This is a genomic window from Ginsengibacter hankyongi (genome assembly GCF_008710285.1).
GTDB lineage: Bacteria > Bacteroidota > Bacteroidia > Chitinophagales > Chitinophagaceae > Ginsengibacter > Ginsengibacter hankyongi.
Map to the genome: position 1 here is coordinate 247437 of NZ_VYQF01000004.1, position 25309 is coordinate 272745.

The following is a 25309-nucleotide window of genomic DNA, read 5'->3' on the forward strand; positions in this document are numbered from 1 at the left end:
CAAAAAGATCATTGCATAAAAGTAAATCAGTTGTATTTTATTTTTTTTTGAAAATAGATTACACTGTTAGGCAATTGCTGATTCCCTGTTATACTTGGTTCTGTATTCAACCGGCGATAAGCCTGTTATTCTTTTAAATACAGTTCTGAATGCCTTTGTATCTGAGTAACCCACTTCATACATCACTTCATTTACATTCTTCCTGCTCTTTTCTAAATTTTTCTTAGCCACTTCAATTTTTACGCGTTGAATATATTCGGTAACAGTATTAGCCGTTGCCTTCTTAAACCGGCGCTCCATATTTCTTCTTCCCAATGCAAACATTGATGCCAACTGATCCACCGTTATTTTTTCTTCAAAATTATTTTCAATGTATTCCTGCGCTTGTTTTATGGGTTCATCATCATGTGTTTTTTGCCCCTGGAAAATTATAAAGGGAGATTGACTGATGCGGTCTATATCAATCATAAACATTTTTGCAATCATCACGGCAACATCACGGCCAGCATATTTTTCAATAATATACACCAGTAAATTGGTAAATGAATAAGCACCGCCGCTTGTATAAATTCCATCTTCCTCGGTCATAATTTTATCATCAACGAGGGTTACTTCAGGAAACGTATTTCTGAAATCATTTGCCGCCGCCCAGTGTGTTGCGCATTGTTTGCCATTTAATAACCCTGTTGCCGCCAGGAAGAATGAAGCAATGCAAAGGCTCGCTACTTCGGCACCCGCATTATATTGTTTTACGATCCATGGAATAAATGCCGCGTTATTTTCCATCATGGTTTTCGGATCGCCATGGATAGCGGGAATAATGATGAGGTCTGTTTTTTTTACATCACCAATTAATACATCGGCATCAATTTTAAACAAGCCATTTCGCTGGCTCGTTTCTTTTGAAATGCCCACCAACTGTACCTTAAATAATGGAGGCCGTTCCATATTTTTTAATATAGAATTTACATCATTAAATATCTGGTGCGTTCCTTCAATATTTACAACGCTGGTATGTCCTTTAGGAATAAGTATTGAAACGTGTTTCATAACCGGTATTTTTTACGCAGACTTTTTTATTAAACAAAAATAGAAAATGTTTTTGTCGCAATCAACCCATTATATTGGCGCATTTGCACCCTGCAATTCCCCGTTAATGAATGTAGGTTTGTGCTGTAGATAAATGGAAGATATGGAAGAATTTAATCTTACTACCGATGTAATTGTTTTTGGATTACAGGTAAAAAATTTCCCTTCTGGTATTGACGAAGCTTTTAATGAGTTAATTAAAAAGACCGGGAATCGTGCCGGTGAACGTGCCTATTATGGCATCAGCGAATATAAGGATGGTAACATGATTTACTATGCCACTGCTGAAGAAAAGACCATCGACGAAGCTGGAAAATATAATTACATCAGACTAAAAATTGATAAAGGATCATATTTAACGTGTAATATTTTTGATTGGCGCAAAAAAACAGAATGTATTAAAGACGCTTTTATGAAATAATACAGGATCCGCGTGTGAATAAAGCAGCGCCCGCAATTGAATGGTACAAGAGCGATAATGAAATGATGTGCCTCGTTAAAATGAATGATTAAAACAACACATTCAATAATTATTTTTTTTAACAACTAAAACGATAACCATGCTCAAACGCGCTAAAGCCTTCAGCGGATTTTCTGTTAATGATCTGCAAAAAGCAAAAAAATTTTATAGTGAAATACTAGGGCTTGAAGTAGTGGACAATCCAATGGGATTGATAGAATTGCAGATCGAAGGAAGTAACAAGATATTGATATATCCCAAACCCAATCATGCGCCCGCAACTTTTACTATCCTCAATTTCCCTGTGGATAGTATTGAGCAGGCAGTGGCTGAACTAACGGCAAGAGGCGTGGTTTTTGAACAATACAAAGAGTTAAAGACCGATGAGAAAGGCATCAGCAGAAATCCACCTGGCCCTAAGATTGCGTGGTTTAAAGACCCTGCAGGAAATATTTTATCTGTTATTGAAGAATAAATATTTTAAACCACATTTTATGACAACTGATACCATTAATACAACAGAACTCTTTTTATCTCTTGACAAAACATGGACTGAATTAGTTCAAATGATTTCCTCAACTAGCGATGAAGTCATAAACGCAGTTCCTTTTGAGGGTAGCTGGACGGCAGCGCAATTAGTTACCCACGTTACAAAATCAAACAATGCAATTATACAGGGATTGGATATGGAGGGTAAACTTGCAGAAAGAAATCCTGAAGACGGTGTTCCTAATCTTAAAAAGATATTCCTGGATTTCGACACAAAATTTCAATCACCGCAATTTATTGTACCTGAAAATAGAAATTATGATAAGCATGAGGTTATAACGGTTCTTCGCGGTTCAATCGACAGGCTAAAGGATGCCCGTAAAAAAACAAACCTTATTGAAATTATTAACCTTCCTGTTTTTGGTGAAATCACAAAACTGGAATTATTGCATTTTGTATTGTATCATACGCAAAGACACAATCACCAGTTGGAAGGAATTATTAATGCTTTAAAAAGAAACAGGCATTGAATACAAATGAAACTTTTTTCAGCGCGGGCATTTTTTCAATAATTAATTTAAAAACAAAACATGAATCAAATTAATGTGTATTTAGGCTTTAATGGCAAATGCCGTGAAGCAATGACATTCTATAAAGAATGCCTGGGAGGTGGTGAACTTAACATGCAAACAGTTGGTGAATCGCCGGTAGCTGACCAAATGCCTCCCGGTTTCGGCAAAGACCAGATCCTTCATTCAACACTGGTAAAAGACGGTATTACGATAATGGGCTCCGACATGTCAAGAGGCCAATCCATTGATGGCAATACCGTGCAGATATGTGTTCAGTGCAGCAGCGCAGACGAGATTCAATCTATGTTTTCGAAACTATCCGAAGGTGGAAGAATAGATGATCCTTTGAGTGAAAAATTTTGGGGCGATACCTTCGGCGGACTTACCGATAAATATGGTAAACCATGGATGTTTAATTACAGTAAGAATAAAAACTAATTATTTATGGAAATGATTTTAAAAAACAAAAGCCTTAAACGCACCAAAATTATTTATTGGATAACTACGGGCCTGCTCGCATTGTTTCTTTTGTCCGGTGCCTTCTTTATTAATAGCCAAATGGCAATTGATGGCATGCATCATCTTGGGTTGCCCGAATGGTTCCGGTGGGAAGTAAGTATAGGTCATATTATCGCGGGCTTGTTCCTTATTATTCCAGTAGGATGGCGGTTAAAGGAGTGGACTTATGTAGCACTTGGTATCGATTATATTTCTGCTACTATTGCCTACGTATCGATAGACGGGCTGGTACCCAATTCTTTTCAGCCGTTAGTTTCGTTGTTCCTGCTAATCGTTTCCTATGTATGTTATCACAAAATAAAAAAAGGCAGTTAGGGTTTTATTTTTAATTTAATTAGTTTACTAAATAAAACTGGACACCTTGCCCCAGGATGGACATTTAAAAATTGACATTTAAAACATAATTAAATCCTGATCGTCTTATTCTTTATAATGAAATGAATGTATTCATCGATTTGTAAATTATTACCCCAGTGGAAACTAATTATCGAAAATTATGGTAGAAGTTTTTAAAACGAATGTTGAGGATTGCGAACACGCGTCCTGGATCATTGACCGCATCCATAAAAAATTTGCTAATTATAAGGCAAACTTCGACCTCGAAGATTGTGATCATATTCTCCGGGTAAAATGCCCCGAAACACAAATAGAATCTCAAAGTATTATTAACCTGGTACGGGACCTGGGGTTTTATGCTGAAGTTCTGCAGGATAACATCAGTCCCGTAAAACGATGGAATATTTATTCTAATTAATTACCTGGCCTATTTAAAATCCGGGTTATTATACATTGATTTATTAAAAAGATAATATTTGCCATCTTTATTATTGCGCCAGTATCTATGGCCCATCACATCATAATAGAGCCGGCCGTCAACGCTCTTATGCGCTACGCTGTCGTTAACTACAATAACTTTAGGAAGCGTTGTTTTAGCCTTTGGTTTGGTAATTGTTTTTGTTGCTGCAGGCAATTCACTATTTTCCGTTCCTGCTTTCGTGGAAGTTTCTGTAGATGTTTTTGAAGGATGCGTTTTTCTGCTGCAACTGTATATTAAAAACGACAGTAAAAAAATGAAAATATAAATAAGTCTTTTGGCCATCAACAAAATTTTTATATCCTCGTTCCAATAACTTTACCAAAAATTGTTAAAATAAGCCGTTCGCCTCGTATTATTATTTTACTCTGCTAAAACAAAGAACATCGTAAAAACCTACAACCAGGTAGGCGTGCCTAATGTAAATGGGAATATTCCTGATACCACTAATGGTATTAAACTTACGCACAAACTTGATACGACCGGTAACAGCAAAGACACAGCAAAATAATTTGCTTTAAAATAAGTAACAGGTGTTGCGATTTAAATTTTAAGCCCAGGCTTTATCTCCTTTTTTATAATCCACACAACCATCGAATCTCCCGGGAGTTTCAACGTAGCGCCTGGCTTGGGTGCAACCAATCTCAGAAGTGAAATATCCCAATAAAGTAAGTTCCTTCATCATGCGGAAATAATGCGTAGGGTCTTCTTTTTTCTTTTTGGCCATATAATCTTTTTGCTCACCATCCAGCTTCACCAACAAATCATGTCGTTGCTGCGGATTTAATTTCATAAAAGAGTCATTGTAAGTTTTATTGGCAAAGTCATCTAATTTGCCCATGCCCTCATGAAATATTTTTTGATCATCCGCATCATAGCAATCATTAACCATCACCGTCATAAACTGGCCAACTTTTGCTGCCTTCGCTCCCGGTGTTTTTGTCGGGGGCAGAATGGTGTCAGCAATCTCATCCAGGTAAGAAACATCATCTGGAGTAAAAGCCATCGATACACCGGTTTTACTTTTGCATCCTTCTAAAAAATAACTGGTGCCTATGATAGTACCACCCAAAAGGAGTGAGATATATTGTACTGCTTCTCTTCTTTTCATAAAAATTAATTTAATAATTATACATTATATGTAACGCCAAATCCTTCGCGATAATTACGTTTAATAAATTGATTGGCATCATCAAAATTGGTAATTTTCATATTATCATTATCCCATAAAAGTTCAAGATAACGGCCGGGGTAATCGAAACCATTTCCGGTAGCTCTTGGTTTTCTTATATCAAATCCGCGGATAGCAAGATTCGACATAAGCAATGCTTCAGTTAATGGACCTGCAACAGCAAAATCTGAATCCATTTTAGCATTGCCATACCCTGCAATACACCCTTCAACCCATTGTGCATAGTGGCCTTCGGCGCTGCCGGGTATGCGTGGATATTTTTGTGGAACTTTTACTTCATTGGTTCTTGATATAGGAAGTAATTGTGGATTGGCGCCATAAGTGCCGCACATCATTTTGCCTTTAGTCCCAATAAAATAAGTACCATTTCCGCCATCCCCAAATGTTTCGTTGGGTCCTAATTCTTCAGGTCTTTCGGGCTGAATCCCTCCGTCCATCCAATGTACTTCAACGGGTCCCTGTGTTTTACTGGTTTTTGGAAATTTCATAATTACATGGCTCGATGGAGGACAACTTTCAGGGAAATAACCTCTTTGAAATTCACCTACATAAACACTTCCCACACTTGCCTGTACTGAATTTATATATTGCAGATCGAGTACGCCAAAAGCCGGTTGCACAATATGGCATCCCATATCACCTAATGCACCGGTTCCGTAATCCCACCACCCGCGCCAGTTAAATGGAACGAGGTTGTCAAAATAGTTTTTTTCAGGCGCTGTTCCCAGCCATAGATTCCAATCTAATTCTTTTGGTATGGGAGTCCCTCCGGTAGGCCTTGGAATCCCCTGGGGCCATACCGGCCTGTCTGTCCAGCAATAAACCGTATGCACGTCGCCAATGATACCGGCATCATACCATTCCATCAGTTGCCTTATACCGTCGCCGGAAGCTCCCTGGTTGCCCATTTGGGTTACCACCTTATAGCGCTTAGCCGCCTTCGTTAGCATGCGTGCTTCATACACATCGTGCGTTAATGGTTTTTGAACATATACATGTTTTCCCAACTGCATGGCAGAATATGCAGCCACCGCATGCGTATGGTCGGGAGTAGATACCGAAACCGCATCAAAGCTTTTATGTTCTTTGTCAAGCATCTCCCTGTAATCTTTATAAAATTTCGCTTTTGGAAAATTCTTCACCGTGGTTGCAGCCCTGCGATCATCAACGTCGCATAAAAATGCAATATCGGCTTTACCGCTTTTATAAAAATTAGCAATATCACTTTCCCCTTTTCCGCCCACACCAATACTCGCAATCGTTAAACGGTCGCTGGGAGCTATAAATCCTTTGCCACCTAGTACATGGCGGGGAATAATCATAATCCCTGTAGCTGCGAGGCCTGTATTTCTTAAAAATTTTCTTCTTGAATAATTAGACTTTGAAATTTCTTTTTCTTCGCTCATTAGTAATTTTTTTAGAGGTAATAAGATGAAACTATTTTAGAGGTTATGTTTTTTTAATTCGCTTACAGCATGGTCTACTGCTCTTGCCGTCATAGCCATGTAGGTTAATGAAGGGTTTACGCAATTGGCTGAAACCATGAAAGACCCATCTGTTACAAAAACATTGGGTGCATCCCATACCTGGTTCCATTTATTTAACACAGATGTTTTAGGATCGCTACCCATGCGGGCTGTTCCCATTTCGTGTATGCCCCTGCCGATAGTTCCATCTCCCTCATGGCCTTTCACATTTTTAACTCCTGCCGCCTGCAACATTTCAACCGCGTCATTTTGCATATCAACCCTCATTTTCTTTTCATTGTCTTTCCACTCCGCATCGAAGGCAAGCACGTTTAATCCCCATGCATCCTTTTTATTTTTATCCAGCGTAATTTTATTTTCATGGTAGGGAAGTATTTCTCCAAAGCCTCCCATTCCCATTGTCCATTGGCCCGGCTCGGCCAAGGCATCTTTAAAATCGCCGCCGATATTCATTTCAGCCACATTCCGGCTCCAGCCTTCCCGGCTTGCCCCGCCCTGGTAACCAAAGCCTCTTAAATAATCTCTTTTATCACCCAAAATATTCCTGTACTGTGGAACATAAATTCCATTGGCACGCCTTCCATAATAATATTTATCATCATAACCATCAACCGTACCCGAAGCGCCAACTCCAAGGTGGTGATCCATTATATTATGACCTAATTCGCCACTGCTGCTGCCTAAACCATCAGGCCATATATCAGTCGCGGAGTTCATTAATATCCAGGTGCTGTTGAAGGTAGATGCATTCAGGAAAATTATTTTTGCAAAGTATTGGTAGGTTTTATTGGTTTCTGCGTCGAGCACTTCAACACCCGTTGCCTTTTTGGTATCCTTATCGTATAAAATTTTTGTAACGATCGACCATGGACGAAGCGTTAAATTTTTTGTGGCCATTGCCGCCGGTAAAGTTGAAGATTGTGTGCTGAAGTATGCGCCAAACGGGCATCCGAGCCAGCATTTATTCCTGTACTGGCAATTGGTTCTTCCGGGTAAAGGCTCGGTAATATTTGCAGTACGGCCTATGATCATGCGCTTTGCCTTATAATGGTCATTAATTCTTGCTGATACATCTTTCTCCACGCAATTCATTTCCATTGCAGGTAAAAAATGACTATCAGGTAACTGCTGTAAACCTTCTTTGGAACCGCTGATGCCCGCAAACTTTTCCACGTAAGTGTACCAGGGCTCAATATCTTTATAACGGATAGGCCAGTCAATAGCAATTCCATCTCTTGCATTGGCTTCAAAAGCAAGATCGCTCCAGCGATAACTCTGCCGTCCCCATAAAAGTGAACGCCCGCCAACATGATAACCCCTGAACCAGTCAAATCTTTTTATTTCAGTGTAGGGAGATTTTTGTTCATCTACCCACCAATTAAGATTCATTTCATTTAGCGGGTAATCTCTTTTTAAAACCGGGTGGGTTTTTATCATTTCCTGTGTACGCCCGCCACGGTGTGGAAACTCCCAGGGACCTTTTGTAGCGTTTACATAATCTTTTACGTGTTCGATATTTTCGCCTCTTTCAAGCATTATTGTTTTCAGGCCTTTCTCGGTAAGCTCTTTTGCGGCCCAGCCTCCGGAGATACCCGAACCAATAACTATTGCATCGTATGTATTGTCTGCCATAGGATTTTATTATTTTGAAGTTTTAAAGTTTAAATGTTGTTGTATCGAATTGCTGAATGTAAATCAATTTAAATTGCATGCCTCATGCTGTCATTACACATCACAAATTTTTATAGCTTCTCTTAACGAATCTAATTTATCAGGATAGGTTGGCATAAACTCCTGCGCCACGTAACCTTTGTAACCGGTTTTCACAATTGCTTTCATTACTGCCGGGTAATGCAACTCCTGCGAATCATTTATTTCATGCCTGCCCGGGATACCCCCCGTATGGTAATGCGCAATGTATTGATGATAGTCCTGTATATTTCTTATAATATCTCCTTCCTGTATTTGCATGTGATATATATCAAAAAGCAATTTGAAATTTTCTGAGCCGATCCGCTTACAAAGTTCTGCTCCCCATTCAACATGGTTACACATATAATCTTTATGATCAATTTTGCTGTTGAGTAATTCCATTACCATTGTAACGCCATTCTTTTCCGCAAATGGTAATATTTTTTCTAACGCATCCTTACAGTTTTTCATTCCCGTTTCATCATCCATCCCTTCGCGCTTGCCGCTAAAACAAATTAGATTTTTATAGCCCGCTTTGGCCATTATTGGAATAACATCTAAATACTCCTGAATAAGCTTTTCATGATAGATTGGATTGTCTAATCCTTTGTATAAATTATTATCTCCGGCTGTATAACACATAGAACTGTACACACCGTGTTTTTGCAGTGTTGGCCAGTCCTTTGGCCCAACCAGATCAATTGCATTAAACCCGATTTCTTTTACCGCTTTACACAAATCATCTAATGACAGATAACCGAAAGTCCATCTTGAAACGGAATGATTGATATTGCCTTTCAATTTATAGGATTGTTTTTCTTCAAAATTTTTTGCAAAGGAAATAGCCGGAGCAGCTATTACGGCTGAGGTGCCAAGAGCGATATTTTTAAGTAAAGTTCTCCTGTTTTGTTTTGAACTCATTATTTAAATTTTCAAGCTTTGATCAATAATTGGTTTCTCTTTTTTTTCATTGAATGAAATTGCAAATAAAAGAAATACCACCAGCGCTATACCTGAAGGAATTATCCAAATCATTTTCCAGTCAAATATAGTTTGTGAAGTGGTATAGGCATCGGTAATCAAGCCCGCTGTTTTAAACCCGATAAGCATCCCTATGCCATAAGTTGCCAGCGTTATAAGCCCTTGTGCAGCGCTTTTATATTTTTCTCCCGCTTTTGCATTGGTGTAAATTTGCCCCGATACAAAAAAGAAGTCATAACATACGCCATGTAAGGCGATACCCATGATGAGCATGAAGCTTAACTCACCTGCATTTCCATAAGCAAATAATGCATAGCGCAGTGCCCACGCCAGCATGCCAAGTAATATGGTTTTTTTAAATCCAAATTTTTTGAAGAAGTAAGGAAGCATTAATAAAAAAAGCACTTCTGATATTTGGCCGATAGTCATTTTTCCGGTGGGGTTAGTAACCCCGATATTGGATAAAAATGGATTTGCATTTTGATAATAAAAAGCTAACGGGATGCAAATAAGTATTGACGCTATAAAGAATACCAGGAAGTTTTTATCCTTTAATAATTTTAATGCATCCAACCCCAGGATATCAGATACTTTTACTTTTGTCCCGGGAGCAACTTTAGGCGGTGTTTTTGGTAGTGTAAAACTAAACAGTCCCAAAACCAATGATGCAACGGAGGCCATTAAGAAAGTATTTTTCATTAAACCCGCCTTTACACTTTCTTCTGAATCCCATAAAAAGGCATAGCTGATTAATAACCCCGCAACAATCCATCCAATAGTGCCCCACACTCTAATAGTTGAAAATTCTTTTTCGGGATCTTTCATTTGATTAAATGAAATTGAATTTACCAATGCAAGGGTGGGCATGTATAAAATCATGTATGCTAACAAATAAAAGAAAAATGATTCGGGATAAATGGCCGTTATGTCGCCGACACTATACATATAATACATTAATCCCGCACCTATGAGATGCAACACCCCCAGGATTTTTTCTGCATTAAAATACCTGTCTGCTATTAACCCAATTATAAACGGAGCAATAATAGCTCCCCATGATTGGGTTGAAAAAACGGAGCCTGTTTGAGCTCCCGTGGCATGAAGATTAGTTATCAAAAAAGTACCAAGTGTTACAAACCAGGAACCCCAGATAAAAAATTCAATAAACATCATCAGGGAAAGCTGCAATCGTGTGGTTAATTTCATTTACTATTTTTGAGCGATTAGTAAAGCAAGGCTTAAATGTACTATTTTTAAGAGAACAAAAATTTTTAAGCAAATTTTTTTTCAATTATTTGTAGAAAAAATAATTCATGCCTGTATATTTATTAAAAATTCAATCATAAAAATTGTATTAATATGAGAAAATTAAGAATGGGAATGGTAGGCGGTGGTAAAGATGCTTTCATTGGCGCTATACATCGTATTGCTGCAAACATGGATGGACTAATTGAATTGTGTTGCGGCGCATTAAGTATTAATCCTGAAATAGCGAAAGCATCAGGTAAAGAATTATTTCTCCCCGAAGACAGAACATATCTTACGTATGATGAAATGATTACTAAGGAAAGTAAAATGCCTGCTGATAAGCGGATTGATTTTATCACCATTGTTACTCCCAACTTTGCACACTTTGGCCCCGCAATGATGGCGCTTGAAAATGGTTTCAATGTGGTTGTTGAAAAGCCAATGACCTTTACTTTAGATGAAGCAAAGCAATTAAAAAAGAAAGTGGAAGAGACCGGGCTGCAATTATGCCTTACGCATACTTACTCGGGTTACCCGATGGTAAAGCAGGCAAGGGCAATGATAAAGGAAGGCGCTTTGGGAAAGGTCAGGAAAATTTATGTTGAATATAAACAGGGATGGTTAAGTAAATTATCAGAGCGTGAAGGCAATGCCCAGGCTGCATGGAGAACCGATCCTAAAAAATCAGGAAAGGCGGGTGCAATGGGAGATATAGGAACACATGCTGCGCATCTCGCAGAATATATTTCAGGATTAAAGATTACAAAGCTTTGTGCGGATTTAAATATTGTTGTGGAAGGTAGACACCTGGATGACGACGGAAGTGTTTTATTAAAGTTTGAAAATAATGTATCAGGTGTGTTAAGTGCCACTCAAATTGCCGCAGGTGAAGAAAATAATTTAAAGATTAAAATTTATGGAGAAAAAGGTGGCATTGAATGGATGCAGCAGGAACCGAATACATTAATAGTAAAATGGCTTGAGAAGCCAACAGAAATATTACGTGCCGGTGGAAACTATGCAAACGTATTGAGCAGTTTTGCGCTAAAAAATTGCAGGACACCCGGAGGGCATCCTGAAGGATACCTTGAAGCATTTGGAAATATATATCACAATTTTGCGCAAACATTATTAGCCAAACTAGAAGGGAAAGAACCAACAAAAGAAATGCTCGATTTTCCCGGAGCCGAAGACGGGGTGCGTGGAATGGCATTTATAGAAAATGTAGTAGCATCTGGTCAGTCCAAAGAAAAGTGGACGGAGTTTATAATATAATTTTTTAATAATCCTTATCCCTCTACTTTGGAGAAGGGTCGGGGTGAGACTAAATAAGTATAATGAAAACAATTAAAGGTCCCGGAATTTTTTTAGCCCAGTTTCTTGGTGATAAGCCCCCATTTAATAACCTGAAATCTATCTGCCTTTGGGCTAAGGATCTTGGTTATACAGGTATTCAAATACCAACATGGGATGCCCGCTGCATTGATTTAAAAAAGGCTGCTGAAAGTAAAACCTACGCTGACGAATTAAATGGATTAGTGAATGAGTGTGGCTTGCACATTACAGAACTTTCTACGCATTTGCAGGGGCAGTTGGTAGCTGTAAATCCTGCATACAACGAATTGTTTGATGGCTTTGCGCCTAAAGAAGTTCATGGTAATTCCAAGGCCAGGACAGAGTGGGCAGTTGAGCAATTAAAATTTGCAGCCAAGGCTTCCAAAAACCTGGGATTGAATGCTCATGCAACATTCAGTGGTTCACTGTTATGGCCCATGGTGTATCCATGGCCCCAGCGCCCGGCCGGGCTGGTTGAAACTGGCTTCAAAGAATTAGCTGATCGTTGGTTACCTATATTAAATGAATTTGATGAATGTGGTGTAGATGTCTGTTATGAAATTCACCCCGGCGAAGATTTGCATGATGGTATTAGTTATGAAATGTTTTTAGAAGAAGTAAATTTTCATTCAAGGGCTTGTTTGTTATATGATCCTTCGCACTTTGTATTGCAATGCCTGGATTATCTCGCTTATATCGATAACTATCACTCACGCATACGTGCTTTTCACGTGAAGGATGCTGAATTTAACCCAACCGGTAAGCAGGGCGTGTATGGTGGCTATCAAAGCTGGATCAACAGGGCCGGCCGTTTTCGATCATTGGGAGACGGGCAGGTAGATTTTAAAGCAATATTTAGTAAACTGGCCGCTTATGATTATCCGGGGTGGGCTGTGCTGGAATGGGAATGTTGTTTGAAAGATTCAGAGACAGGCGCCAGGGAAGGAGCGGAGTTTATAAAGAAAAATATTATTCCTGTTACGGATAAGGCATTTGACGATTTTGCAGGAACTGCTAAAGATGAAAAGCTGATCAGTTCTGTTCTGGGGCTTGATTAATTTGTCCGACAAACCTGCCTGACAGCAGATAGGGTTACAAAGGCTACAAAATAATTTCCTGCTGTTCCGGAGCCCTTAGTATGAAAACTTGTTATCGAAAATAAAACTTAATTTGACGGTAATTTAGTTTCTTTTTCTAATCTTTAAAATATAATAATGAATAAAATATCTATTCTCCTGATTGCGTCTATCCTATGCGTTAGTAACAGCTTTCCACAGGCAAAAAAAGTCCACGACGCCGATAATATGCTTACGCAAAAAGAAAAGAGCGAAGGCTGGAAATTATTATTTGATGGCAAAACTGCCAATGGATGGCATAGCTACGGAAAGCAAACTGCCGGCAAAGCCTGGAGCATAAAAGACGGGGCCTTTTACCTGGATGCCGAAGCGCAGAAAAACCTTGATAAAAGCGAAGCCGGCGATTTGGTTACTAATGAAGAGTATGACAATTTTGATTTGAAATTAGATTGGAAAATCGGGGTTAAAGGAAACAGTGGTATCATCTTTTATATACATGAAGATCCCGCAAAATACTCCGAGACTTATGAAACGGGGATGGAAATGCAGGTGCTGGATAACGGCAGCCCTATACGCCAGGGCCACCCCGATGGAAGACTCTACACTCACCGTGCGGGCGACCTCTACGATCTGTTGGCATCAAAAGAAGTTGATCATCCGCAGGGAGAATGGAATCATGTTGAAATTATTTCAAAAAATGGCAAGCTTGATTTTTATATGAATGGAACACATACACTTTCAACCACCCTGTGGAATGACTACTGGAAAAAAATGATTGCAATCAGCAAGTTTAAAGACATGCCTGGTTTCGGTACTTTCAAAAAAGGAAGAATTTCCTTACAGGATCATAATGAGGATGTATGGTTTAAAAACATTAGGATTAAAAGACTTTAACCGGCTTATACTGTATCACCCAGTCGCTCTTCAACAATGCAATGCTTGTCGGCTATTATCGTCGAAGCTGAAATTTAAATCGTTAGCCAAATCATTTAAGTAAATAAATAAGGCTTAGATATTGTTCCTTTTTTCAACAGGTTGTGATTAATATAACATGCATTCGTTTTAAGTAATGAAATATTTACTATCCCCTATATTAAGTTTTTATTTCTTCTCATCCGGTTATGGGCAGCCGGAGATTCCTCGCTATTTTACACAGAAGAAAAATTTTAATGAAGCCCTGCATAAAATCGTACATGAGGTTGGGTTAGACAGCACCTGGAATGCCGGCGAGGATGGAATGGAAACAATTTCATTTGCGGTAATTGATCTTAATAGTAAACATCCTGTTTTGGGTTGCGTTAACTGTGGCAATTTTATTTATCCGGCATCGGTGTATAAAATGTATGTAGCTATGGAGATTCTAAGGCAGGTAAGTAACGGAGACTTTTCCTTATCAAGGCAATACATTGTAAAGTCTCCTAACGATGTCGACAGGTCTAAAGAAATAAGTTACGATCCGAGGCCGCTATTGCGTGCAGGCGACACCGTTACCATCAATTACCTGCTGGATTTAATGATTACACGTAGTGACAATGCGGCTGCCAATTGCTTAATTGATGTTGCCACGAGAGATAGTATTAATAGAACTATTCACGAAATGGGTTGGTATGGAAGCGAGGTTACCCGTAAGTTTTTAAGCAGGAAGCTGGAAGACCCTGGTTATGATACTATAAAAAGTACGGAGACATGTGCTTTGCATGCAGCGGATTTTATGTATAAAGTTTATAAGAATGAATTAATAAACCCATGGGTGAGCAGGCAAATGAAAGCTTTGCTCGGCCGGCAATTGGATACTACCAAACTATCTTTAGGGTTACCGCATAATACGATGTATTACCATAAAACCGGCTGGTGGAGTATTTATACAAACGATGTGGGAATTGTTGAGGATGGAAACATCAAATATATTATCGCATTATTTACCCCGGTAACCGAAGAAAAAGTATCGTTGCAAATGAAGGAACTTTCAGACAGGGTTTACAATTTTATCAGTCTCCTGCATCATTGAGAGCCGGTATGGAACCTGGCCGTGCCAAAAAACCTAATAATAGAGTGTATGTCAACAAAAAAGGAAAAGTCGGTTTTGGATAGTTCCGGTTCTCTCAGAGAATTGTTCTTATTGATGAAAAAATTGTAGCGCTTCGAATGCGGTAGTAAACTATGTAGTCTGCACAACCTTAAATTACAACACCACGCTCCCCGTATACACACTGCAGGCTGCATCGTCTTCGTCATTGCTTAAGTAGCCCATCCATGTTTCAGCAAGCTGCCCTTGCCTGTTGGGAGTTTCAAGAATCGCATTGCCGGATTGTCTTGTTCCTGCGTCAAAGCTGTATACTGCTTCGTTTGTTGCGGGGAAGTAAGCAACCAGTATGGCCTTGTCTGTCTTTTTGGAAGTACCGGTGCCTGTATTATCCGTCCAGGTGAATTGTATATTACCCGAATCCGTTGCTGAAGCTGCGGCGTTCCGCGCAGGCGGCAGCATACCTTTGGATATCAATACCAGCGGGTAGCTGATGGTTACGCCATTATCCGAAGATACCAGCGCCAGGCTCATGAGCGCACTTACCGCACGGTTATAGCCGGAGCCGGTATGGCCAAAGGCCGGGAATGTTTTGGTAAAAAACCCTTTGCCCGCAAAGGCTTTTGCAAATGCATTACATACGGTAATCTTGCTGCGCTGGGCCAGCCTTTTTGCCGTAGGTTTTACGGTGCCCCTGTTTTTTGCAGAGCGAATTACGTCTATGCCATACCTGTTATAGCCGGTTACAGTACCCACCCGGCCTTGTATACCGCCCAGGATGCCGTTAGGAATTGTTGCCATAATTTTTTATTTTTAAATTATATAAAATCAATTTTTATTCTTCAGTAATATCCCTGTTGTTATTGCACCTTATACCTTTAGTACCTGTCTGTGCCCTGCCTTTTACAGAAGACAGGCGGAAGAAAGATATTAGTTGTTCGGTTACTCCGACCGAACAACTACCGAAGAAGTACCGAAAAACTATCAAACACCTTTCAAACAACTATGCCCGCAGGCCATACTGAGAAATAACGAAGGGGTGGGAAAGTTTATTGCGAAGGGTGTATAAATATAACGACGGGAGTGCTTCGCTAGTATATCATCGGAGTTTTTGCAGCTGAATTTATTATTTCATTTTTAAGTGATAATGTGTAGATATATACTTCTAATTGTAATTCCTTCCCTTGCTCTTTTTAAATGATACCCCCGGTTACCGAGGGGTGGACTTTGTTACATAAAAAATGATAATAATGAAAAATTGGATACTATTGGGGAAAGTACAGGCTGTTCAGGAAAACATATTACCTGCGGTAAGCTCACTGGCACACCTGCTCGAAAAACATTATTACAAAATAAGCCGCTATCCGGTTGCAGTAAGTTTACCATTTCCATCCCGGATATTGCACATTATATCCCGGAGGCTTTCCATAAAGAGCCGGGACCTATAGCCGGCTCTCTGAATTACCAGCGATGTTTTGATACAGGAACTATAACCGGCTTCACCAGGGAAGGAACTACCACTACTTTTATAACTGTGATTACCGAACGGGGGGAACCATCATTACTGCCTCCCCGGGGCACTATTAGCCATAACACTGAGCTCGCCTTTACTGATTTTATTTCGTCAGCTACTTTCCAAACATTTTGATGAACACCCGATATCTGCCGGGCTTTCGAAAGTGACAAAAGCTTCGAAAGTAAACGATCAAGTGGGGGTATGGTATAAAAGTATAGTATGGAGATCCTCAGAAATTATCACGATGGTTGCATCCGTTATCTGATATCCATTCGAGATAAACATGATATAGCTCATTTCTGAAAGGAATCCTCATTAGGTTTGGGATGCAACACAGAAATTTAAATAGATTATTAAAAATAGAGGCAACCTGCAAAGGACGGGCCTCGTTATAACCTAATAATTATGTTTGGGAGCGTAGAAAAATAAAATGAAAAAAAGTTGACATTTTTTTTTCTTAAAATGATAATTATTTCACAATTGTGTGTAAATTACACGTTAAATAAACATTAACACTTATTTAATTACTTGATTATGAGAAAAAAACTTCTGCTTAGCGGCCTGTTTATGCTATTTTGTGTCTTTGCAATGGCGCAACAACGAACAGTAACCGGAACAGTAACTTCAACAGACGGTACTCCGTTAGCTGATGCATCTGTAATAGTTGTTGGACAAAAAACAGGTGTAAGAACCGATGCCGATGGTTCCTTTACCATTAATCTCCCGGCAAAATCACACATTCTTCAAATTAGTTATGTTGGCTCTGAAACTCAAAGAGTAGATGTTGCCGATCTTTCCAGTGTGAAAGTGGTTATGAAATCCTCTACAACCGCTTTGACTGATGTTGTTATCATTGGCTATGGATCAGCGCGCAAAAAAGATTATACTGGTGCTGTTTCATCTATAAAAGCCAAAGATTTCAACCAGGGGGTAATTAATTCGCCCGATCAATTGCTTCAAAATAAAGTCCCCGGTTTGGAAGTTACTAACACAAGTGGCCAACCCGGCGCCGCAACTACTATCCAGATAAGAGGTACTTCTTCCATTCGGGCTGGTAACAATCCATTATATGTGGTAGACGGGGTTCCTCTCGATGGTGGAACTGCCAGGCCGAATATAGGGAACGCTTTTGGTAGCACACCCAACTCGGATCCGTTATTATTTATTGATCCTAATACTATCGCACAAATAGACGTTTTGAAAGATGCGTCAGGAACAGCAATTTACGGTTCAAGAGGTGCTAACGGAGTTGTTATGATAACGACAAAGAAAGGAGGTTCCGGGCCGATGAGAATTGATGCAGGCGTAAGTTTCAGCGCTTTTGCCGGATATATGAAACGCTTTGAAGTATTAAGTACGAGTCAATATCGGTCAGCCTTAAAAAAGTATAATGAACCGGCAACTTTAGATGGGGGCACCACTACCGATGCTCTTAAAGCTATTACGCAAGATGCTATTTCCCAAAACTATTCTTTAGCCTTAAGCGGAGGAAATGAAACCGGGAAGTACAGGGCAACATTTCTTGCTGCTGATAATAACGGATTTCTTAAGAAATCTGATCTGAAGAAATACCTGGCAACTTTTAACGGACAATATAATTTCATTGATAATAAATTATCAATTGATTTTGGATTAATTGCCGGAAATTTTGGTGAGAGCCTTACTCCGGTGGCTAACACATCGGGGTCAACGGGAAATGTTATTTCGTCTGCCTTGAGCTGGAACCCAACGGCCCCGTTACGTACCAGTGGTAAATATAATTTCCCAAGCACCGGATCAGGTAACCCGCTGGCTATCATTGATGCTTATGATGATAAAACCAATGTATCTGCATTTTTAGGCAATATTTCAGCTGCCTATAAAATACTCCCCAATTTATCTTACAAGTTTTTATTTGGGATCAATTATGAAACCGGTAGCCGCAAATTAAATGAAGAAGGCTGGCTTCCCGGCTTCCCCGGACTCTCTGGCCTTGGAAACGCTGCAATAGCCACCGATGTTCTGAGGTCCTATACAATTGATCATACTTTGAACTACACCGGGAACATTTCAACCAAGTTTTCTGTGGATGCTTTGGCGGGTTATGAATATTTTAAAACTGATTTCTCCGGAGGCGGTGTAACTGCAGCCGGATTCAATACCAATTTGGATTATGCGAATAGAATTAGCGTTCCTTATACCAATATCATGACGGATGCCCAGACACAAAATCCCTATTATAGTTTTGCGAACCCATCATCGGAGTTGCAATCTTATTTTGGAAGGGCGACCTTTAATTATGACGACAGGTATTTATTAACCGGAACTTTCCGGGCTGATGGATCCAGCAAATTTGGTACGAATAACAAATATGGCTATTTTCCTTCTGTTGCAGCCAAGTGGCAGATAAACAATGAAAGTTTCATGAAGACAAGCACAATTTTCTCCAATCTTGGTCTTCGTGCATCTTATGGAATTACAGGTAACCAGGAATTTCCTGCCGGTTCTGGTATAGAGCAGGTGGCAATTGGGCCCTTTAATACGGTTGGCCAGATCAATGTTAAAAACCCTGATTTGAAATGGGAAGAGACCAAACAATTTAATGTTGGTTTGGACTTCGGAGTTGCAAAAGGGAAAATTTATGGATCTATAGATTACTATAATAAGAAGACATCTGACATTCTATTTTCAACGGTTGCTATCCAGCCTGCACCATCAGCAACTGCCTGGACAAATCTAAAAAATGCAACATTAACTAACGATGGAATTGAAGTTGCCTTAGGAGCTACAATCGTAGATACTAAAGATTTTACATGGGATGTTGCTGGTAACTTTGCTCACAATCACAATGTTATTAATAATTTTAATAATTCAGTGGGTGGCGCACCCCTACAAATCATTACCGGGGAAATTGACGGACAGGGTGTATCAGGTACATTGTCGCAGATTATCACAAATGGCTATCCTGTTAATGAATGGTATTTAAAGCCATTCCAGGGGTTTGATCAAAATGGTAATCAGACGTACGGTGGATCACCGGTATATTCCGGGAATCCCAATCCTACAGTGTTGGCGGGATTTAGCACTACTTTAAGATGGACTAAATTTACCCTTGGAGTTAATATGGGAGGTTCATTTGGTTACCTCATATATAATAATACAGCAACGGCTGTGACAAATATTGCCGGTATTGCACAAGGAAGAAACATCGATCTTAAGGCATATAATTCTCAAGAAAAGCCAGGAAGTCCGGTAGCTGCTAACAGCAGATTTTTGGAAAAAGGAGACTATTGGAAACTTAGGAACGCTACGCTTCGCTATAATTTCGGGAATGCAGGTAAATACTTTAAAAACATTAGCGCATACATAAGCGGTAGCAATTTATTTGTTATTACTAAATTCAGCGGATTTGATCCTGAAGTAAATATTGATAAAACTTCCGGCGGTTATCCTTCCAGGTCTGTAGAGTACATTCCTTATCCAACTCCAAGAACACTTACGCTTGGGTTAAATTTTTCTTTATAATTAATAAAATAATAAATCTTTTGAATATGATACATTATAAAAAAATAACAAAAATGGCGCTGCTGTTTTTAGCGGTAGGTGTGATGGCTGGTTGTACGAAACTTAACGGGAAACTAAATGGTACACTTTCCACCTCCCAGGCTGCTGCAGCTTTAGGCCCAGCAGGCACCGGGTATCTACTTGCCGGGGCATATGCCGATCTTACTTTTTTAGCAGGACAAGACCAGCTATTTTCACTTGAAGAAAATACGGCCGATGAGTCGTTGGTTCCTACAAGGGGTGGTGACTGGGATGATAACGGTGTATGGCGTGTGTTACATAATCATACCTGGGATGCAAATCACGGACAGTTGCTGAGTGTATTTAATAACCTTAATAAATTAAATTTTGATGCAACCAATGTGTTGGGTTATAATCCTACGCCAGCCCAGGCGGCGCAGGCAAAAGTTTTAAGGGCGTATGCGTTGTTTTACCTGCTTGATCTATATGGACAATTCCCAATCAGAAATCCGGGCGATAATTTATTGTTAGCACCGGATGTTAAAGCCGGGGCGGAAGCTGCCGATTTTATTATAAGTGAATTAACTGCCGCAGTTGCTGACTTGCCGGCTGCTACAGGTAGTAATGCCAATATTGCCAACAAAGATGTTGCAAATACTTTATTGATGAAATGTTACCTTCAAAAAGGCACCTTTGCGAACAGGGCTGCGCCAACGTTTGACCCAGCTGATCTTGCAAAGGTAGTTTCAATAGGCACCGCAATAATAGCAAGCAACACGTACAGCTATTCTCCCAATTATTTTGATAATTTCTCCCCCAATAATCATGGTACCAAGGAAGCGATTTTTATGTATCCTAATACTGGTGGGGTAAGCACTAATCATGCGGGAACAGAAGCACGATGGAACATGACCTTGCACTATAATAGCTGGGATAAGCAGGCGCCCAATGCAGGCTGGAATGGATTCTCCACAATTAGTGATTTTTATAATAGTTTTGGAGCAACTACTGCTACGTTAGCAAGTAATAGAGTTGGCGGGTTTTTCACAGGTGTAGGCGCTAAGAACAACGCGGACACTCTTCTTGATCAAAGGTTGGGCGGAAGGACTACGAGCAACCTGACCGACTATCAAACCTCTGGTATCAGGTCCGGATTTCTAATTGGTCAGCAATACGATGAAACCGGCGCCGCGGAAAAAGATAGAAAGGGAAATCCATTGGCTTTTGATCCGGCTATTGCAGCAGATATGAAGGAAACAGGAACCAATCTTGAGATTACAGGGATCAGGGTTATAAAATATCCTCCTGATTATAATCATTATGGTGGTCCGGCCAATAATAACCTGATGATCTTCAGGTATCCTGATGTAGTATTGATGGTGGCCGAAGCTAAATTAAGGATCGACGCATCTGAGGGAACTAATAACGCTCCCGGACACGCATTAGGTATGGTAAATGATTTGCGGGCTGCAAGAAGTGCCGCTCCACTTCCCTCTATAACCTTGGTGAATACCTCAAATATTTACGCTGTTAATACCTTGTTAGCTGAAAGGGGAAGAGAGTTTTATTGGGAGAGTTTAAGAAGAACAGATTTAGAACGGTTTGGAGTTTATAATACCATCTGGCAATATAAACCGACAGACGATCCGAAGAATCTCCTGTTCCCTGTGCCCAGCCAGGCACTGGCAGCAAATCCTAATTTGAAACAGAATCCTGGTTACTAATGGTATTTCGAACATAATTTAATAAAATTAAAAGGCCTTACACGGCCTTTTAATTTTTAGTGCAACTGTGTATTCGATGACATAAATAAAATGCAAATTTTACCCTGGAATGTAAAACCGGTAAGTTGAATAAATACAGTTGTGTATTCATTTCTTTACCTTTATCAAAAAAAATTCGCTAAGCAATAGTTCAATAATTATTCTAAATAATGAAGTATTTACCAAAGCTTTCTTTAAGTTTTCTTCTTGTAATATTTTTTTCCTGCACCCGAAAACCCAAGGAATCTTTATTTCAATTGATGGACAATACAGGAATTGACTTTGTAAATAAAGTTGAAGATTCTAAGCTTGAGAACAGTTTCCTGTTTCGCAATTTTTATAATGGCGGCGGCGTGGCAATAGGAGATATTAATAATGATGGCCTGCCGGATGTTTTTCTAACATCAAATATGGGCGAAAACAAATTATACCTCAATAAAGGTAATCTAAAATTTGAAGATATATCACAGAAAGCGGGGCTGAAGCAGGATAGTATGTGGAGCACCGGCGTAACCTTTGTAGATATCAACGGAGATGGCTGGCTGGATATTTATGTGTGCAATTCGGGGCACATGAAATCCGGTAACAGGCGAAATAAATTGTATATCAATAACCATGATAATACATTTACTGAAGAAGCGCATAAATATGGATTAGATATTTCTGCTTACACCACACAGGTTTCTTTTTTCGATTATGATATGGATGGTGACCTGGATTGCTTTATGATCAATAACAGCCCGATGCCCATTAATACATTAAACAATGCCAACAGGCGCGATCTTCCTGATTCGCTTTGGCCGGTAGCTCCTTTTTTAAAGGGTGGCGGCGATCATCTTTACCGGAATGATAACGGGCATTTTACTGAAGTCACCCAATCTGCAGGCATACATGGTAGTTTAATAAGTTTTGGTTTGGGCGTAAGCATCGGCGATCTTAATAATGATGGTTATCCTGATATTTATGTGGGCAATGATTCTTATGAAAAAGATTACCTGTACATTAACCAGAAAAATGGAACTTTTAAAGATGAAATGGAGCAAAGTCTTCAGAGCATTAGTATGTCTTCTATGGGTACCGACGTTGGTGATCTAAACAACGACGGCTACCCGGAGATATTTACGACAGATATGCTGCCGGCCGATGATTACCGGCTTAAGACGTTGGGCTCTTTTGACAATATTGATTTTTATAACAGCAAGATTAAATCCGGGTTTTACCACCAGTTTATGAAAAATTGTCTCCAGTTAAATAATAAGAATGGAACTTTTTCTGAAATCGGAAATTATAGTGGCGTTGCTGCAAGCGACTGGACGTGGGGTGAATTAATTTTTGATGCCGATAATGATGGATTAGGTGATATATATGTGTGCAACGGCGTCAATAAAGACGTTACCAACCTGGACTTTATGGACTTTTTTGCAAACGATGTTATTCAAAAAATGGTGCTCACCGGTGAAAAGGAAAGTGTAGATAAAGTATTAGAACATATACCCGTAAATCCGTTGCCTAATAAAGCCTTCAGAAACATGGGAAATTTAAAGTTCCAGGATGTTAGCACGGCCTGGGGCTTTACCCAGCCATCGTTTTCAAATGGTGCTGCTTATGCGGATTTGGACAATGATGGAGACCTCGATCTTATCGTAAATAATGTAAATGAGAAATCATTTGTCTATAAAAACAATAGCCGGCAAATCAATAAAAATAATTATATCGGCATTTTATTAAAAGGGAAAGGAAAAAATACGTTTGCTATAGGAAGTAAAATTAAATTATATGTCGGCAACCAGGTATTAAGCAGGGAAGTTGTACCTGCCAGGGGATTTCAATCATCAGTAGATTACAAGCAAATTATAGGATTAGGCACTGCCACAAAAATAGATTCAATGTATATTAGCTGGCCCGACAGGTCGTATTCGAAGTATACTAGTCTTTCAGCAGATACGGTGCTTGTAATACACGAAGCTGACCAGGATAAACTTTCACCAGACACCATTGCTCCTGTATTGCCTCCGCCATTACTTTCTCCTGCGAAGAATATTTTTGATAAACATAAGGAAGACGATTATAATGATTTCTACTATGAACGTAACTTGCCGGAAATACTTTCAAAAGAAGGCCCTAAAGCCGCTGTTGGTGACGTGAATGGCGACGGTTTTCCGGATGTTTACATTGGTGGTGCGGCAGGGCAGCCGGGTCAATTGTATCTACAAACCAAGACCGGCGCCTTCATTAAAAAACCCGAAAAGATTTTTGATGATTTTGCCGATTTTGAAGACGTGGCTGTTGTGTTTTTTGATTGCGATAATGATGGTGATCTTGACTTATTGATAGGACCCGGGGGAAACAGTTTTCCTCCCGTTAGCAAGCAGATGCAATTGCGGCTTTATAAAAATGATGGTAAAGGAAATTTCACTATCGATGCTTCAGCATTTCCAAATAATACTTCAAATATATCAGTGGTTATACCGTATGACTTTGATGATGATGGCGACCTGGATTTATTTGTTGGTGGCAGAAGTGTTCCTCAAAACTACGGCATTAATCCGTCCAGCTATGTATTTGTGAATGATGGCAAAGGTCATTTTACAGATATGGCAAAAACGAAAAATCCGGATATTTCGTCTATAGGGATGGTAACGGCAGCAGCGTGGGCGGATGTAACCGGCGATAAAAAGAAAGAATTAATTATAGCCGGTGAATGGATGACTCCAAGAATTTTTTCATATAGCGGCGATCATTTTAATGAGGTAAAAACGAATCTCGACAGTTTGTACGGTTGGTGGCAGTCTATATCAGTTGGAGATTTTGATGGTGATGGCCGCCAGGATATTGTATTGGGAAACATTGGTGAAAATTTTTACCTGAGGCCCGACCTGCAGGATCCTGTTAAATTATGGATAAACGATTTCAATAACAATGGCAATCTTGATAAAATACTCACGCGTACAGTAGACGGACAGGATAAGACCGTATTTTTAAAACATGAGCTCCAGGACCAGATACCTGCCATTAAAAAGAAAAATTTGAAACATGCAGAGTATGCTAAAAAAACAATGGCAGAATTGTTCCCCAAGGATATACTAAGTAAGAGCATTGTGAAGGAATTCAACTACGGTTCTTCAATCATTGCACTCAACAAAGGGGATGGCCATTTTGTAATTGAAAAATTACCGCCCTTAACACAAATTTCTTCTATAAATGCCATACATCAAATGGATATAAATAATGATGGATTTATGGATTTAATTTTAGGTGGAAATAAGTATGGATTTCCACCACAGTTTGGAAGACTGGATGCCAGCTATGGTGACATTCTCATTAACGATCACAAAGGCGGATTTACAAGATTGGATTATAATCAATCCGGGCTGGAAATAAAAGGTGAAGTAAAAGATATAGTAGAAATTCCTTCGGGCGAAAAAGATTACCTATTGTTTCTTATCAATGATGAATACCCGGCATTGTACGAAGTGAAAGAGAAGACAAAAAAGGTTATGGACTTACAGTAATTAAATAAAGGAGGGTTGCCTTGCCGGAACCAGATTT

General features: G+C 39.5%; 22 protein-coding genes. 14 read left to right on the forward strand and 8 right to left on the reverse strand.

Annotated features, from left to right (window positions below):
• Positions 1–66: 66 nt before the first annotated feature.
• A complete protein-coding gene (locus tag FW778_RS15515) occupies positions 67–1050 on the reverse strand; it encodes a GlxA family transcriptional regulator (protein WP_150415716.1) in 984 nt (327 codons plus the stop codon).
• A gap of 142 nt (positions 1051–1192) precedes the next feature.
• Between FW778_RS15515 and FW778_RS15520 the strand changes: the two genes are divergently transcribed.
• The 6 genes from FW778_RS15520 (at position 1193) to FW778_RS15545 (ending at position 3883) form a co-directional block, all read left to right on the forward strand.
• Positions 1193–1510, forward strand: coding sequence for a hypothetical protein (locus FW778_RS15520; RefSeq protein WP_150415717.1), 318 nt, complete (start codon positions 1193–1195; stop codon positions 1508–1510).
• 139 nt (positions 1511–1649) lie between these two features.
• On the forward strand, positions 1650–2024 hold the full coding sequence (locus FW778_RS15525; protein ID WP_150415718.1) for a VOC family protein: 375 nt from the start codon (positions 1650–1652) through the stop codon (positions 2022–2024).
• A 19-nt stretch (positions 2025–2043) separates the two neighbouring features.
• Positions 2044–2568, forward strand: a complete 525-nt coding sequence (locus FW778_RS15530) for a DinB family protein (RefSeq protein WP_202552282.1) — start codon at positions 2044–2046, stop codon at positions 2566–2568.
• Positions 2569–2628: 60 nt separating this feature from the next.
• On the forward strand, positions 2629–3048 hold the full coding sequence (locus tag FW778_RS15535; protein ID WP_150415720.1) for a VOC family protein: 420 nt from the start codon (positions 2629–2631) through the stop codon (positions 3046–3048).
• A 6-nt stretch (positions 3049–3054) separates the two neighbouring features.
• Positions 3055–3444, forward strand: a complete 390-nt coding sequence (locus FW778_RS15540; RefSeq protein ID WP_150415721.1) for a DoxX family protein — start codon at positions 3055–3057, stop codon at positions 3442–3444.
• Between the two features lie 181 nt (positions 3445–3625).
• On the forward strand, positions 3626–3883 hold the full coding sequence (locus FW778_RS15545) for a hypothetical protein (protein WP_150415722.1): 258 nt from the start codon (positions 3626–3628) through the stop codon (positions 3881–3883).
• Positions 3884–3892: 9 nt separating this feature from the next.
• On the opposite strand, the gene FW778_RS15550 is transcribed toward FW778_RS15545, so the two are convergent.
• The 6 genes from FW778_RS15550 to FW778_RS15575 all read right to left on the reverse strand — a co-directional run bounded on the left by FW778_RS15550 (position 3893) and on the right by FW778_RS15575 (position 10501).
• Entirely contained in the window at positions 3893–4228 is a 336-nt protein-coding gene (locus FW778_RS15550) for a hypothetical protein (protein WP_150415723.1), read from the reverse strand.
• 265 nt (positions 4229–4493) lie between these two features.
• On the reverse strand, positions 4494–5054 hold the full coding sequence (locus FW778_RS15555; RefSeq protein ID WP_150415724.1) for a gluconate 2-dehydrogenase subunit 3 family protein: 561 nt from the start codon (positions 5052–5054) through the stop codon (positions 4494–4496).
• A 17-nt stretch (positions 5055–5071) separates the two neighbouring features.
• Entirely contained in the window at positions 5072–6541 is a 1470-nt protein-coding gene (locus FW778_RS15560) for a Gfo/Idh/MocA family protein (protein ID WP_150415725.1), read from the reverse strand.
• A 36-nt stretch (positions 6542–6577) separates the two neighbouring features.
• Positions 6578–8254, reverse strand: a complete 1677-nt coding sequence (locus FW778_RS15565; RefSeq protein WP_150415726.1) for a GMC oxidoreductase — start codon at positions 8252–8254, stop codon at positions 6578–6580.
• 93 nt (positions 8255–8347) lie between these two features.
• Positions 8348–9235: a hydroxypyruvate isomerase family protein gene (locus tag FW778_RS15570; RefSeq protein WP_150415727.1), complete on the reverse strand. Its 888-nt coding sequence runs from the start codon at positions 9233–9235 to the stop codon at positions 8348–8350.
• Positions 9236–9238: 3 nt separating this feature from the next.
• Positions 9239–10501 (reverse strand): nucleoside permease, encoded by a 1263-nt coding sequence (locus FW778_RS15575; RefSeq protein WP_150415728.1) that lies wholly within the window; start codon positions 10499–10501, stop codon positions 9239–9241.
• A gap of 153 nt (positions 10502–10654) precedes the next feature.
• On the opposite strand from FW778_RS15575, the gene FW778_RS15580 reads away from it, so the two are divergent.
• The 4 genes from FW778_RS15580 (at position 10655) to FW778_RS15595 (ending at position 14962) form a co-directional block, all read left to right on the forward strand.
• Positions 10655–11818, forward strand: a complete 1164-nt coding sequence (locus tag FW778_RS15580; protein WP_235906283.1) for a Gfo/Idh/MocA family protein — start codon at positions 10655–10657, stop codon at positions 11816–11818.
• 62 nt (positions 11819–11880) lie between these two features.
• Positions 11881–12936 carry a sugar phosphate isomerase/epimerase family protein gene (locus tag FW778_RS15585; RefSeq protein ID WP_150415729.1) on the forward strand — a complete coding sequence of 352 codons (1056 nt, stop codon included), beginning with the start codon at positions 11881–11883 and terminating at the stop codon, positions 12934–12936.
• 156 nt (positions 12937–13092) lie between these two features.
• The gene (locus tag FW778_RS15590; protein WP_150415730.1) at positions 13093–13848 is read left to right on the forward strand and encodes a 3-keto-disaccharide hydrolase; all 756 of its coding nucleotides are present in this window, start codon (positions 13093–13095) and stop codon (positions 13846–13848) included.
• Between the two features lie 175 nt (positions 13849–14023).
• Positions 14024–14962 carry a serine hydrolase gene (locus FW778_RS15595; protein ID WP_150415731.1) on the forward strand — a complete coding sequence of 313 codons (939 nt, stop codon included), beginning with the start codon at positions 14024–14026 and terminating at the stop codon, positions 14960–14962.
• 174 nt (positions 14963–15136) lie between these two features.
• Here FW778_RS15595 and FW778_RS15600 read toward each other — a convergent pair whose 3' ends face one another.
• Positions 15137–15778: a DUF6266 family protein gene (locus FW778_RS15600; protein WP_150415732.1), complete on the reverse strand. Its 642-nt coding sequence runs from the start codon at positions 15776–15778 to the stop codon at positions 15137–15139.
• Positions 15779–16235: 457 nt separating this feature from the next.
• Here FW778_RS15600 and FW778_RS15605 point away from each other — a divergent pair, with 457 nt between their 5' ends.
• The 4 genes from FW778_RS15605 (at position 16236) to FW778_RS15620 (ending at position 25272) form a co-directional block, all read left to right on the forward strand.
• Entirely contained in the window at positions 16236–16625 is a 390-nt protein-coding gene (locus FW778_RS15605; RefSeq protein WP_150415733.1) for a hypothetical protein, read from the forward strand.
• A gap of 402 nt (positions 16626–17027) precedes the next feature.
• On the forward strand, positions 17028–19997 hold the full coding sequence (locus tag FW778_RS15610; RefSeq protein ID WP_150415734.1) for a SusC/RagA family TonB-linked outer membrane protein: 2970 nt from the start codon (positions 17028–17030) through the stop codon (positions 19995–19997).
• A gap of 26 nt (positions 19998–20023) precedes the next feature.
• Complete coding sequence (locus FW778_RS15615) at positions 20024–21721, forward strand: RagB/SusD family nutrient uptake outer membrane protein (RefSeq protein ID WP_202552283.1); 1698 nt, start codon at positions 20024–20026, stop codon at positions 21719–21721.
• Between the two features lie 209 nt (positions 21722–21930).
• Complete coding sequence (locus tag FW778_RS15620; protein ID WP_235906285.1) at positions 21931–25272, forward strand: VCBS repeat-containing protein; 3342 nt, start codon at positions 21931–21933, stop codon at positions 25270–25272.
• The last annotated feature ends 37 nt before the right edge of the window (positions 25273–25309 follow it).

Bases quoted from the DNA above. Each gene is read 5' to 3' on its own strand.
- FW778_RS15575 (WP_150415728.1), bottom strand. From the start codon at position 10,501: ATGAAATTAACCACACGATTGCAGCTTTCCCTGATGATGTTTATTGAA.
- FW778_RS15610 (WP_150415734.1), top strand. From the start codon at position 17,028: ATGAGAAAAAAACTTCTGCTTAGCGGCCTGTTTATGCTATTTTGTGTC.
- FW778_RS15550 (WP_150415723.1), bottom strand. From the start codon at position 4,228: ATGGCCAAAAGACTTATTTATATTTTCATTTTTTTACTGTCGTTTTTA.
- FW778_RS15540 (WP_150415721.1), top strand. From the start codon at position 3,055: ATGGAAATGATTTTAAAAAACAAAAGCCTTAAACGCACCAAAATTATT.
- FW778_RS15515 (WP_150415716.1), bottom strand. From the start codon at position 1,050: ATGAAACACGTTTCAATACTTATTCCTAAAGGACATACCAGCGTTGTA.
- FW778_RS15555 (WP_150415724.1), bottom strand. From the start codon at position 5,054: ATGAAAAGAAGAGAAGCAGTACAATATATCTCACTCCTTTTGGGTGGT.
- FW778_RS15545 (WP_150415722.1), top strand. From the start codon at position 3,626: ATGGTAGAAGTTTTTAAAACGAATGTTGAGGATTGCGAACACGCGTCC.
- FW778_RS15580 (WP_235906283.1), top strand. From the start codon at position 10,655: ATGAGAAAATTAAGAATGGGAATGGTAGGCGGTGGTAAAGATGCTTTC.
- FW778_RS15585 (WP_150415729.1), top strand. From the start codon at position 11,881: ATGAAAACAATTAAAGGTCCCGGAATTTTTTTAGCCCAGTTTCTTGGT.
- FW778_RS15560 (WP_150415725.1), bottom strand. From the start codon at position 6,541: ATGAGCGAAGAAAAAGAAATTTCAAAGTCTAATTATTCAAGAAGAAAA.
- FW778_RS15590 (WP_150415730.1), top strand. From the start codon at position 13,093: ATGAATAAAATATCTATTCTCCTGATTGCGTCTATCCTATGCGTTAGT.
- FW778_RS15530 (WP_202552282.1), top strand. From the start codon at position 2,044: ATGACAACTGATACCATTAATACAACAGAACTCTTTTTATCTCTTGAC.
- FW778_RS15615 (WP_202552283.1), top strand. From the start codon at position 20,024: ATGATACATTATAAAAAAATAACAAAAATGGCGCTGCTGTTTTTAGCG.
- FW778_RS15600 (WP_150415732.1), bottom strand. From the start codon at position 15,778: ATGGCAACAATTCCTAACGGCATCCTGGGCGGTATACAAGGCCGGGTG.
- FW778_RS15520 (WP_150415717.1), top strand. From the start codon at position 1,193: ATGGAAGAATTTAATCTTACTACCGATGTAATTGTTTTTGGATTACAG.
- FW778_RS15620 (WP_235906285.1), top strand. From the start codon at position 21,931: ATGAAGTATTTACCAAAGCTTTCTTTAAGTTTTCTTCTTGTAATATTT.
- FW778_RS15535 (WP_150415720.1), top strand. From the start codon at position 2,629: ATGAATCAAATTAATGTGTATTTAGGCTTTAATGGCAAATGCCGTGAA.
- FW778_RS15595 (WP_150415731.1), top strand. From the start codon at position 14,024: ATGAAATATTTACTATCCCCTATATTAAGTTTTTATTTCTTCTCATCC.
- FW778_RS15565 (WP_150415726.1), bottom strand. From the start codon at position 8,254: ATGGCAGACAATACATACGATGCAATAGTTATTGGTTCGGGTATCTCC.
- FW778_RS15525 (WP_150415718.1), top strand. From the start codon at position 1,650: ATGCTCAAACGCGCTAAAGCCTTCAGCGGATTTTCTGTTAATGATCTG.
- FW778_RS15570 (WP_150415727.1), bottom strand. From the start codon at position 9,235: ATGAGTTCAAAACAAAACAGGAGAACTTTACTTAAAAATATCGCTCTT.